General features: G+C 58.9%; 10 protein-coding genes. All 10 read right to left on the bottom strand.

Annotated features, from left to right (window positions below; genetic code table 11):
* Positions 1-93 precede the first annotated feature (93 nt).
* Entirely contained in the window at positions 94-495 is a 402-nt protein-coding gene (locus tag U5J94_RS11685) for a type II toxin-antitoxin system death-on-curing family toxin (protein ID WP_322565807.1), read from the bottom strand.
* Positions 485-697, bottom strand: a complete 213-nt coding sequence (locus U5J94_RS11680) for a hypothetical protein (RefSeq protein WP_322565806.1) — start codon at positions 695-697, stop codon at positions 485-487. Before U5J94_RS11680 ends, U5J94_RS11685 begins: the two co-directional genes overlap by 11 nt.
* Positions 698-780: 83 nt before the next feature.
* Complete coding sequence (locus U5J94_RS11675; RefSeq protein ID WP_322565805.1) at positions 781-987, bottom strand: ChaB family protein; 207 nt, start codon at positions 985-987, stop codon at positions 781-783.
* 126 nt (positions 988-1,113) lie between these two features.
* On the bottom strand, positions 1,114-1,521 hold the full coding sequence (locus tag U5J94_RS11670; RefSeq protein WP_322565804.1) for an acyl-CoA thioesterase: 408 nt from the start codon (positions 1,519-1,521) through the stop codon (positions 1,114-1,116).
* On the bottom strand, positions 1,521-3,320 hold the full coding sequence (locus tag U5J94_RS11665) for a long-chain fatty acid--CoA ligase (protein WP_322565803.1): 1,800 nt from the start codon (positions 3,318-3,320) through the stop codon (positions 1,521-1,523). Before U5J94_RS11665 ends, U5J94_RS11670 begins: the two co-directional genes overlap by 1 nt.
* A 20-nt stretch (positions 3,321-3,340) precedes the next feature.
* Positions 3,341-5,374: a 3-hydroxyacyl-CoA dehydrogenase NAD-binding domain-containing protein gene (locus U5J94_RS11660; RefSeq protein ID WP_322565802.1), complete on the bottom strand. Its 2,034-nt coding sequence runs from the start codon at positions 5,372-5,374 to the stop codon at positions 3,341-3,343.
* Positions 5,375-5,394: 20 nt separating this feature from the next.
* On the bottom strand, positions 5,395-6,753 hold the full coding sequence (locus U5J94_RS11655; protein WP_322565801.1) for an acetyl-CoA C-acetyltransferase: 1,359 nt from the start codon (positions 6,751-6,753) through the stop codon (positions 5,395-5,397).
* 13 nt (positions 6,754-6,766) lie between these two features.
* Positions 6,767-9,022, bottom strand: coding sequence for an acyl-CoA dehydrogenase (locus U5J94_RS11650; RefSeq protein ID WP_322565800.1), 2,256 nt, complete (start codon positions 9,020-9,022; stop codon positions 6,767-6,769).
* 158 nt (positions 9,023-9,180) lie between these two features.
* Positions 9,181-10,323 (bottom strand): aminotransferase class V-fold PLP-dependent enzyme, encoded by a 1,143-nt coding sequence (locus U5J94_RS11645; protein WP_322565799.1) that lies wholly within the window; start codon positions 10,321-10,323, stop codon positions 9,181-9,183.
* A gap of 437 nt (positions 10,324-10,760) precedes the next feature.
* Positions 10,761-12,563 (bottom strand): adenosylcobalamin-dependent ribonucleoside-diphosphate reductase, encoded by a 1,803-nt coding sequence (locus U5J94_RS11640; RefSeq protein ID WP_322565798.1) that lies wholly within the window; start codon positions 12,561-12,563, stop codon positions 10,761-10,763.
* Between the last annotated feature and the right edge of the window lies 1 nt (position 12,564).

Below are 12,564 nucleotides of genomic sequence, written 5' to 3'. Positions count from 1 at the left end.
GTTTGCCGGATATCGCGGAGTTTATGCCCGCAGGGTGTTTATGCCCGCAGGGTTGCAATATCGGCCTGCATTTTATTGTTGATCGGGCTGTTGTCAGTTATTGGCGTTACCTAATCTGACTATGGATTTTTGTATCCACTGTCTGAGGTTTTCGAAATCTGCCTGATGATTTTCCAACCGACCAATAATGTAACTATAGGCCTGGTCCGGTTTAACCTGGAATTTCCAGCCGTTTAAACGCAGAAAGATGTCCGTCGCGAAAAAGGCAATGCGTTTGTTTCCATCGACAAACGGGTGATTCATCAGCAGGGATTCAGACAGCGCGGCCGCCATTTCGATCAGATCCTGGTAGTAGCCAGTCCGGGGACGAAAGAGGGCGCTCTCCAACAAGCCCATATCACGTATCCCTTCAAGGCCGCCAAAATGGTGAATCAGCCTGTTGTGTATTTCCAGCACTTCATCAAGTGTCAGGAACTGCACAGGACTATTGGGCAAGCAATTTTCCCAGTTCTTCGTTTTCTTTAATAGATTCGGACAGGTGGTCAAGAACTATCGGACGGACTCTGTGTTTACGCACATAGTCTTCAATGGCCTCAGTGAGCACCCCGGAAATGCTTTTATGTGATTCGTGTGCAAGCACCCGTAACTCATCCCAGGCGGCGTCATCGACTTTGGAGCTGATTTTGATATTTGCCATAATTGGAGCTTAGTATGGAAAACCTGACATGTCAAGATATGTCATGACGAGATGATATTATTGTTAAAACAATCACTTAATTGTTATTTCTCAACCCATTTCTCTCCGATTTTCCGGTACTTTTTCTTGACCGCGGCCCATGCGACCTTGTGGGCGGTGGCTTCGCGATCCTCCCGCTCGGCATATTCCTCCCAGGCGTGGTTGAAGGCTTCCTTGTAGATCTGCTGGGCCTCGGTGGGCAGGTGATTGCGCACGGAATCGGGGAGTTGAACAATACGGTCGTAGGGCATATTAATAGTTCTCAGTACTTAGTACTTAGTACTTAGTTCTCAGTACTTAGTTCTTAGTTCTTAGTTCTTAGTTCTTAGTTCTTCGTTCCCGGCCTACATCTAACACTTAGTACTAAGAACTCAGAACTAAGTACTATCATCCACCGCGCGCGGTTTGCCCTGTTCGTCGATGGCGACGTAGGTGATCTCGGCCTCGGCGACACGGTCGCACTCGTCGGTGCCGCGGCTGCGTTCGGCAAAGCCTTCGATCATGACCCGGATGGAGGTGTTGCCGACGTGAATCACCCGCGAATAGAGGCTGACCAGATCGCCGACGTAGACCGGGTGGATAAAGCGGAATTCGTTGACGGCGATGGTGACGATGCGGCCCCGGGCCCGGCGATAGGCGGCGATGCTGCCGGCGATGTCGACCTGGGACATAAGCCAGCCGCCGAAGATGTCGCCCGAGGCGTTGGTATCGGCCGGCATGGCCATGACCCGGATCTGGGGTTCTTCGCCCTGGGGCAGTTTGTCGGAATGCAGGCTCTGGCTCATCAGTGTCCCTTGTAGAAGCGGGCGATGTCATCGGCGTATTTCGCCATCAGCTCGTTGCGCTTGAGCTTGAGGGTGGGCGTAATCAGGCCATCGTCGATGGTCCAGGGATCCAGCGTCGCCCTGACGCAATAAATGTTCGCATAGCCGGGAAAGTCGTGCAGCTGGTGATTGATCTTGTCCAGCAGCGTTTTGATCAGCGCGTCGTTCTCGAGGCTGGCGCTGTCATCGGGATCGAGGTTGTATTCCCGGGCCAGCTGTTGCCAGCTGTCGGGATTGAGGACGGTGATGCAGCTTAAAAACGGTTTACCTTCGCCGATGACCATGGCCTGATCGAACAGCGAATCGTTGGCGATAGCCATTTCGATATCGGCCGGCGGGACTTTCTCGCCGTTGGCCATGACGATGATGTCCTTGATGCGTCCGGTGATATAGACAAACCCGTTATCGATACGGGCGACATCGCCGGTATGCAGCCAGCCGTCCGTATCGATCATCTCGCGCGTGGCCTGCTCGTTGTTCCAGTAGCCTTTCATAATGCCGGGACTGCGTACCAGCAGTTCGTCGTTCTCGCCCAGCTTGATTTCCACATCATCGAGGACCGTGCCGACACTGGCGGGGTCGTTGCTGGCCCGACGGTTGACGGTGGCCACCGGACTCAACTCGGTCAGGCCATAACCCTGCAGCAGCGGCAGACCCAGGCCGATGAAGGTTTTAGCTACCTCAGTCGGCAAGGGGGCGCCGCCACAGACGGCGATGCGCAACCGGCCGCCCAGTTTTTGCATGATCTTTTTCGCTACCAGTGCCTTGAACACGGGCCAGAGCAGTTGCCCCGGACGCCAGCGATCGCGGCCCTGCTGGTGTTCGAACATTTGCCAGCCGGTGGCCACGGCGCCGAGGAACAGTTTGCGGGCAACGGGGGATTTGGCTTCCAGTTGCGCCTTGATCTTGTTGTTGACCCGCTCATAAATGCGCGGGACCGAGATCAGAATGGTCGGACGGATGCTCAGCAGATCCTCGGCCAGCTGTTCAATGGAGCGCGCATAGGCCACGGTGGAGCCGGCGACCATGGGCAGATAATAGCCCGCGGTGCGCTCGAACATGTGGGACAGGGGCAGGAAGGACAGATACATATCATCGTTATAAAAAAGCTCGCAATGGGCACAGGCACAGGCATTCCAGAGAATATTCTCGTGGCTCAGCATTACTCCCTTGGGTTTGCCGGTGGTCCCCGAGGTGTAGACGATCGAGGCCATGTCCCCGGGTTTGAGCTCGGTCAGGGCAGGTTTATCTTGCCTGTCGGGAACCCATTGGCTGACGGCGGTCAGACGTTCTTCTGATTGTTTCCCAAGATCCTGCAGGCTGATAAAACGTTGGACCGTCGCGAGGCGATCCAGCACCCCCTGCAGTATTTGCCAGTGTTCCTCGCCTTCGAACAGCAGGCATTTCACGTCGGCATCGTCGATAATGTAGGCGATGTTGTCCGGGCGATCGTTGGTGTACAACGGCACGACCACCAGGCCCAGCCCGAGCGCGGCCTGTTCGAACTTGACCCATTCGGGGCAGTTGCGCAGGATCAGTCCGACCCGCGCGCCGGGCTCCAGGTTCTCCCGGGCCAGCGCCGCCTGCCAGCGGGCCACTTCATCGGCCATTTGTTGCCAGCTGATATCTTCCCACTGCCGGCTGTTGTTATTGTAGTGACGATAGGCAATGTGCTGCGGACTGCGACGAACCCGCTCCTGAAACAGGCCGTGCAAATTGCCGGCGTCTTGCTGGCTGATCAGATCGCTTGGTTGGTTCATGGGCTGTTCCTGTTAATCAATCAGTGCAGTTGAGACCAGCCGCTGTCAGGCGTGAAGCGGGGACCATAACGTTGTTGTAACTGGCTGAGCATTTTCTCGATCTGCTCGTAGCCGCGTGAGTCCGCATAGCGCAACGGGCCACCGCGAAACGGCGCAAAGCCGGTACCGAAAATTACCCCGGCATCGGCCAGATCGGCATCGTCGATCACGTTATCCCGCAAACAGGCGACGGCTTCGTTGATCAGGCGCAGAATCATGCGATCCTGAATATCCGCCGGGGGTGTATAGCTTTTATCCGGCCGCGGTTTGACCGGTTTGCCTTTTTTGAAGGTATAAAAGCCCTGGCCGCTTTTCTTGCCCAGGTTGCCCTTGTCCACCAGCTTGCGCAGTTTCTCGGGAACGGTGATATCCATCGATTCGGAGAGGATCTCGGCCACTTTCAGGCAGATATCCAGTCCGACCGTGTCCGCCAGTTCGATGGGGCCCATGGGCATGCCGAATTTCACCGCTTCATCATCGATCACTTTCAAGGGAATGCCTTCGTCGGCCAGGGTCACCGCTTCGATCAGATAGGGCATCAACACGCGGTTGACCAGAAAGCCCGGCTTGCTGGCCACCGGCAGGGGCAGTTTGCGAATGGCCTTGGTGAAACTGCTGGCCTGGTTCACGCTCTCCTCGCTGGTTTGCTGGCCGTGGACGATTTCCACCAGCGGCATTTTGGCCACCGGGTTGAAAAAGTGCAGACCGATCAGCCGCTCGGGTTTGTTCAGCGCCGTGGCCAGTTTTTCCAGCGGGATGCTGGAGGTGTTGGTGGCGATCAGGGCGTGATCCGGCAGTTTGGGTTCGATGTCGCGCAGCAGATCCTGCTTGACCTTGACGTCCTCGAAGATCGCCTCGATGACGATATCCGCGCGCTTGAGGCCGTGACCATGGGGATCGGGGATCAGCCGATCCATGGCGCCGTTGATGGCAATGCGCGCCTTGAGTTTGTCCTTGTAGAGTTTATGCGCGGCCTTGATCACCCGGCCGATGGCCTCGGTCTTCTGATCCTGAACGGTCACCTGAAAGCCCTGCATGGCGCACCAGGCGGCAATGTCGCCGCCCATCACCCCGGCGCCGATCACATGTACCTGTTTGGGTGCGTAATCGATCTGCCGGCCGAGGGATTTCATCTGTTCCTGTAACTGGAACACCCGGATCAGATTGCGCGCGGTCTTGCCGACGATCAGCCGGGCGACGGAGAGGGCTTCTTCTTTGAGCATCTGCTGGCGATCATCGAAATGGTTCTGCCACAGATCGAGCAGGGCATAGGGCGCCGGATAATGGGCGCGCGGCGCTTTTTTCGCGACTTTTTTCGCCATATATTTGGCCAGCCAGGGACGCAACCATTTGTGATTCAGCCACGGCATCCAGAACGGCAGTGACTGTTTGGCCGGCGGGTGCAACACCGTCCGGGTCGCGGCATTGAGCAGATGACGTTGGGGTACCGCATGCTGGATCAATTTCATCCGTTTGGCGGCGCGGGCGGACAGGGTGCGGCCGGTGAGCATCAGATCCATGGCGTTTAGCGGGCCGAGGGTCTCGATGCTGCGCACGGTCCCGCCAAAGCCCGGATGAATGCCGAGTTTCACTTCCGGCAGGCCGATGCGGGTCGCCGGATCGTCATTGGCGATGCGATAACGGCAGGCCAGGGCCAGTTCCAGCCCGCCGCCCAGACAGAAGCCGTGGATCAGTGCGACCGTCGGACAGGGCAGGTGTTCCAGTTTCGTGAAAATGGTGTGGCCCCGTTCGATCGCCGCCTGGGCCTCGCCCTGATCGTTGAACTCGGTAAATTCGTTGACATCGGCGCCGGCGATAAAGCCGTTGTCCTTGTCGGATAACAGAATGACCCCGCGCGGGGGTTTGCTGAGCAGTTGATTCAGTATCTCGTCCAGCTCGTTGAGCACGCCGGCCGACAGGGTATTGGTGCTGCTTTCGGCCTTGTCCAGATGCAACCAGGCAATGTGATGATCATCGTGGACGACGTTCCAGTTCTTGTAATTTGTTGCAGCCATTTTTATCAATCCTGTTTGCGTTACGCGGTTTCCACCAGCATGGCGCCACCCTGGCCTCCGCCGATGCAGAGGCTGGCCATGCCGCGTTTGGCATTGTGTTGTTTCAGGACCTGCAGCAGGTGCAGCACGATACGCGCGCCGCTGGTGCCGACCGGATGGCCGAGGCTGATGCCGCCGCCGTCGATATTGAGTCGCGCCTGATCGATGCGGCCCATGGCGCCGCGCAGGCCCAGCTCGGTTTTGCAGTAGTCACTGTCTTCCCAGGCGCGCAGGCAGGCCAGTACCTGGGCGGCAAAGGCTTCGTTGATTTCCCAGTAGTCGATATCCTCGGGTTTGAGTTTGTGACGCTGCATCAGCGGGGTCATGGCGTGCACCGGACCCAGCCCCATCTGCGCCGCATCCAGTCCGGCCCAGTTGGCATCGACAATCCGCCCGAGCACCGGCAGATCATGTTGTTTGACCGCCTTTTCACTGGCCAGCAGCAACATGGCGGAGCCGTCGGTGACCTGGGCGCTGTTGCCGGCGGTCACGTTCCCGAACGGCTTGTCGAACACCGGCTTCAACTTGCCCAGCTGTTCCACGGTGCTGTCGGCGCGAATGCCGTCGTCGTGCTCGTAGACCTTGCCGTACCGGTCATAGATCGGCTCGATCTCCTCCAGCCGGCCTTCCTGCTGGGCGGCGGCCAGGCGGTGGTGGCTGCGTACGGCAAACTCGTCCATCGCCTGGCGGCTGACGCCAAAGCGCCAGGCCAGGTTCTCGGCGGTCTGACCCATGGAGAGGCCGACGACCGGATCCGTGAGCCCGCGCAGCAGGCCGATGACCGGCTTGAGATGTTGCAGGCGCAGCTGGCCGAGGGTCTTGAGCCGTTGCCCCATCGTTTTGGCGCTCATCCAGGCGCCCAGCCAGGCGACCATCTGCTCGTTCCAGAGCACCGGGGCGTGGCTCATGGCCTCGACACCGCCAGCCAGCACCAGATCGGAACGACCCAGGGCGATGTTCTTGGCCGCGCTGTCCAGCGCCTGCATGCCCGAGGCGCAATTGCGTTGCACGGTCCAGGCCGGCACATGCTTGCCCAGTCCCAGACGCAGGGCGACCACGCGGGCGATATTCGCCTCGTCGGGGCCGGGCATGACGCAACCGGTGATCACCTCGTCGATGAGGCCGGGATCAAAAGCCTGGCGCAGGAGCAGGGGACGGGTACAGCCGAGCAACAGATCGGCGGCGGCAAACGGGCCCGGTTTGTTACGGGCCTTGAGATGCGGCGTGCGGCTGCCGTCGACGATAAAGACCGGGCGCTGGCCGCTGGCGGCGCCGCGATTGCTGGCGGTCTTTTTTCGGGTGGCGGTTTTTTTTGCGGTTTTCTTCTTCGCTTCTGCCATGGGGTAACCTTCGCTATTTGAGGTCGGGGCCGAAATCATCCACCTTGATCACCTCGCGGCGCGCGGCATCGGCACCACGGACGGTCTCGGCCTCCTGTTCACTGATGATAGCCTGTTTGAGCGCGGCGTGTAACAGGCCCTCCAGACCGTGATAGTCGGGCTCGTAATCGGGCAGCTGCTGACGAATGCGCTTTTCAATGGGCTCGGCGGCGATCACTTTGTGCAGGGCATCCTCGATCCGCTGCAGCGGTTCATCGCTGGCAGGGGGCTGATACATTCCTTCGCATAACCGTTCGCGGGCCTCGCCGGGGGTGATCAGCATATCCGCGATGCGGTGGCCGAGCTTGTCGCCGGGTTGTTTGAAGTGCTGCCCCAGGGGAAAGACCATCCAGCGCATGATCCAGGCGACCGGCCGGTTGGGCAGGTTCTGCAACAGGCCGTCGAAGGCGCGCTGAATCTCGAACAGGCTGTGCTGGCAGCACCAGTGCAGCAGGGGCTCATCGCTTTTGGGATGGCCCTGATCCTCGAAACGTTTGAGACAGGCCGAGGCCAGATACAGCTGACTGAGGATATCGCCGAGGCGTCCGGAGAGTTTCTCCTTGCGCTTGAGATCGCCGCCCAGGGTGAGCAGGGCGATGTCGGTCATCAGGGCAAAGGCCGCGCTCATGCGGGTCAGATGCTGGTAATAGCGTCGCGTGGGGCGACGGCCACGAACCCAGATAAACCGGGCCGAGGTCAGGCCGTGGAACAGGCTGCGGAACAGGTTTTTGGCCGTAAAGCCGATGTGGCTGAACAGCGCGCGGTCGAAGTTCTCCAGGGATTGTTCGGGATCCTCCATGCCCAGCGCTTCGAGCTCCTTGAAGATATAGGGATGGCTGCGGATCGCCCCCTGGCCGAAGATGATCATGGTGCGGGTCAGGATATTGGCGCCTTCGACCGTGATGCTGATCGGGGTCGACTCATAGGCGCGCGCAAGGAAGTTGCGCGGTCCCAGACAAATGCCGGCGCCGCCAAGCACGTCCATGCCGTCATTGATCACCTGGCGCATGCCTTCGGTCAGGTGGTATTTGACGATCGCCGAGATGACCGACGGTTTTTCGCCCCGATCCAGGGCCACCGAGGTCAGGCCACGGGCGGCGTCCATCATATAGGTGTAGGCGCCGATGCGCGCCAGGGCTTCCTCGACGCCCTCAAAGCGGCCGATGGGCAATTTGAACTGACGGCGCACCCGCGCATAGCCGCCAACCGCATGGCTGACCAGCTTGCCCGCACCGGTGCTCAACGCCGGCAGCGAGATACCGCGCCCGTCGGAGAGACACTCCATCAACATACGCCAGCCCTGGCCGACGCGATCCTGGCCGCCGATGATCCAGTCCATGGGAATAAACACGTCCTTGCCGCTGTTGGGGCCGTTCATGAACACCACGTTGAGCGGGAAGTGGCGCCGGCCAATGTTCACGCCGGGCGTGTCGGTCGGGATCAACGCCAGGGTGATACCGAGATCGTCCTGATCGCCCAGCAGATGATCGGGATCGTACAGTTTGAACGCCAGCCCCAGCAGCGTGGCCACCGGGCCCAGCGTGATATAGCGCTTGTCCCAGGTGACGCGCATGCCCAGCACGTCTTTTTTGCCATCAAACTCCTGGCGACAGACGATACCGTAATCGGGCATGGAGCCGGCATCGCTGCCGGCTTCGGGACTGGTCAGGGCGAAGCAGGGGATCTCCTCACCTTTGGCCAGCCGGGGCAGGTAATGGTTTTTCTGTTCCTCGGTGCCGTATTCGAGCAGCAGCTTGGCCGGCCCCAGCGAGTTGGGCACCATTACCGTCACCGCACCGGTGATACTGCGGGTGGCCAGTTTCATGACGATGGCCGAGTGGGCCAGGTTGGAATAGTCGAGCCCGCCATATTCTTTGGGAATGATCAGGCTTAAAAAACCCTGTTCCTTGATATATTGCCAGGCTTCTTCAGAGAGGTCGTAGCGTTCGCCGGTGATCGTCCAGTCATCGAGCAGCTGGCAAAGTTTTTCCACCGGCCCGTCGATAAAGGCCTGCTCTTCGGCGGAAAGGGTGGGTGGGGGCAGACTGCGCAGTTTGCTCCAGCGCGGGCGGCCGCTGAACAGCTCGCCGTCCCACCACACCGAACCGGCGTCCAGCGCCTCGCGCTCGGTCTGGGACATACGCGGCGAGACGCGCCGGAACAGCGTCAACACGGGGCGGGAGAGCCAGCGTTGTCGCCAGCCGGTCAGTTTTTTTGCCATGTTGGTCATGGAACCTCCTTGCCACTATGCCCGTAATTCGACGTCGATGCCGACGCGCAGCGAAGCGTTACCTCGCTTGTCTATTTGACGCCGTATTGATGCCAAACTTTCATCCTTTTCCAGACTTTATGCGTCCCTGTCGGCTTCGGCAAGCCCACCCGGGACGCTTATTGCGGTCCCGCGTTGGCCAGCTGCAGGCCCTGTTCAATTTTTGCCCATGGGGTATAAAAATGCGGTGAAAAACGGATCCCACCACCGCGTCGGGCACACAGAACGCGCTGTTCCATCAGCCAGGGGTAGAGTTGCTCAACCGGTATCTGTGTGTGTTTGAACACGACGATGCCTGCATAACGCCCCGCTTGCGTATCGGTGATTAATTCGAGGTTGGGAAGCTGTGAAATCAACTCGAACATACGTTGACTGTTTTCCAGTACCTGTTGTTCGATCGTCGTCATCCCGATCTCGTCGAACAGCGACAGGCTGGCTTCCAGGGCATGCGTGCACAGCATATTGGGACTGCCGCATTCGAAGCGGCGCGCGCTGTGGGCCGGTTCCCACTGCGGATTATCGAACTCGCCCATCTGCTCGACCATGTGCCAGCCGTATTCAAACAGCTGCAACGGTTCACGCGCCTGCGCACGGCTGTAGAACAGCGCCAGCCCCTCGGGACCCAGCAGCCACTTGTGACCGTCGGCCATGACAAAGTCGGCCCCACAGGCCTGCACATCAAGTTGCATGGCACCAATGCTTTGAATGGCATCGACGCAAAACAGCACATTGTGTTGCCGGCAGTGTTCCCCCAGTTGCTCCAGATCAACGCGCAGCCCTGACGCGTACTGAACCGAGCTGATCGCGAGTAACCGGGTTTGTGCATCGAACGCCTCGATCAGGGCCTGTTCGGGCGATTGATGGCCATGCAGATTGACCTGGCGCACCTGTACGCCGCGCGATTGCAGCGACTCCCAGACAATCCGGTTGGAGGGAAACTCTTCATCGCTGATGATGACCGTATCGCCCGGTTGCCAGTCGATTCCCCAGGCCACCATCGACAGGGCTTCGGAGGTGTTTTTCACCAGTGCGATATCCTCGGCCCGGGCATTGATCAAACGTGCGCACCGTTCGCGCAGCCGGGTTTCAACCGTGATCCACTGCGGGTAGTGCAGCGACCCGAGCTGATGGTTTTCCCGGGCAAAAGCTTCCACTGCCTGCAACGTACGTCCCGGCCAGGGGCCGACCGCGGCATGATTGAGATGGATCAGATCATCCTGCAGGTTGAATTCCTGCTCGATTAACGACGGCATATCACTCATCAGGACAGGTTGCTCCACATCGGGAAAAGAATCCGCCAATGAACACGAATGATTCTTTGTTATTAAAATTCATCGTATAAACTCACTGTCGTGACCGGCGGAACGCTCGGCCAAAATTATAGAACTCTGCAGGAGCCGAGCCCTGTCGGCGATTCAATCTCTCGATTTCCGCGTCATACTCAACAATCGGCCAGAAGGCTAAATAGATGTTCCGAATACCCAATCACTTTGTTCAAAAGATTGCTTCGCTTCGCTCGCAATGACCGTAAATAGAGCGGTCATTGCGAGGAACAACGTGACGAAGCAATCTCTCTGGACTGGTATTCGGAACATTTATTTAGCTTACTACCTCCAACAAACTGGCCATCATCTTCTTTCTCCGTTACTCGTACCTCGTGACTCGCCCCTGCCCGAAGGGCGATGTGATGGAGTGCGATTCAATCCGCCTCGCGTTCGATACTACAGCAATGGTGCGTGCTTTGAATATCATCGCTGCTGAGAATGGCACCGGTGACCGGATTGGGACGGTAGGTCGTGCAACCTTTCAGTTTGCTCTCGTAGGCCAGACGATAGAGATCGACAAAATCATCAAAAGGATAATCCTGCGGAACGTTGATGGTTTTGGAGATGGCGTTATCGACATACGGTTGCAGCCGGGCCTGCATGGCCAGGTGATCTTCTGGCGCAATATGCAGCGCGGTCTGAAAATAATCGGGCAGCGGGGTGTCGCTGTTCTCTTGCTGCCATCGCAGCCAGGCATAGTCGCTGACCTGAAAGTCGATAAACGTCCCGTCCTGATTCAGAACCCGGCGATGGGCCTGCAGATCGTAAACCGGCTCGATACCGCTGGACACGTTACCGGCCAGCAGGCTGATCGTCCCGGTCGGGGCAATGGCCAGCAGATGGCTGTTGCGAATACCGTATTGCCGGATTTGTTGTTGCAGCCTGTCGGGCAGACGCTGGATGAACGGGCTGTGCAGATATTGCTCTGCCTGATAAAACGCAAACGGCGCTTTCTCCCGGGCCAGTTCAATCGAGGCGGCATAGGCCTGATCGCGCAGACATTGCAGGATATCGGCCGCCTGTTGCCGGCCCGTATCGCTGTCATAGCGCAGTCCCAGCATGATCAGGGCATCGGCCAGGCCGGTGACACCCAGCCCGATCCGCCGACTGCCGGTTTCATACGCCTGATGCGCTGCCAGCGGAAACCGCGAAATATCGATAACGTTATCCAGAAAACGGACCGCTAGCGCGATGTCCTGTTCCAGGCGCGGCCAGTCGACCGCGGCCTGTTTGCTGAAGGGGGCATCGATATAGCGGGGCAGGTTCAGTGAACCGAGATTGCACGCGCCATACGGGGGCAGGGGGATTTCCCCGCACGGGTTGGTGGCGGTGATGGTTTCCCGGTAGGCCAGGTTGTTTTCACGGTTTATAGGATCGCAAAACAACACGCCCGGCTCGGCATACTCATAGGTGCTGCGCATAATCAGCTGCCAGAGCCGACGGGCCCGCAAGGTACGCACGACCCGGCAGGCAACCGGTCCGGTGTAACCGGGCCATTCGCAATGGAGGTCGGCCGGTGCTGTATCCTGTTCGTCCAGGGGAAAGACAAGCGGCCAGTCGGCATCTTCGTCGACCGCCTGCATGAACCGATCACTGACCAGCACGGACAGATTGAAGCGGGTGAGGGTGCCGGCGTGCTGCTTGGCCTGGATAAACTCCTCGATATCAGGATGATCGCAACGCAGAGTGGCCATCATGGCGCCCCGGCGGGCGCCGGTGGACAGCACCGTGGCACACATGGCATCCCAGATACCCATGAACGAGACCGGCCCGGAGGCCACTGTGCCGCGATGATGCGCTGTAAAACCACGCGGACGCAGGGTGGAAAAATCGTAACCGACGCCGCCACCCTGTTGCATGGTAATGGCGGCTTCCTTGAGCGCATCAAAGATCCCGTCCATGGAGTCCTCGACCGTGCCCATCACAAAACAGTTGAACAGGGTGACATCCTTGTCCGTGCCGGCCCCGGCCAGAATCCGGCCACCGGGCAGAAAGTGATAGTCATCCAGCAGTTGATAAAATCGCTGTTGCCAGCCGGCAATGTCCTGCGTCTCGGCCTGGGCCGCGGCGAGGGCAACGCGTTGCCAGGTATCCGTGATAGTTCTGTCCACCGCGGTGCCGTCGCGGAAGTCACGGTACTTGGTATTCCAGATATGGGTGGCGATATCGTCGGACATG

Source organism: Thiohalophilus sp., from assembly GCF_034522235.1.
GTDB lineage: Bacteria > Pseudomonadota > Gammaproteobacteria > UBA6429 > Thiohalophilaceae > Thiohalophilus.
The sequence above is the reverse complement of the archived record's forward strand: the minus strand, read 5'-3'. Positions and strand labels throughout refer to the sequence as shown.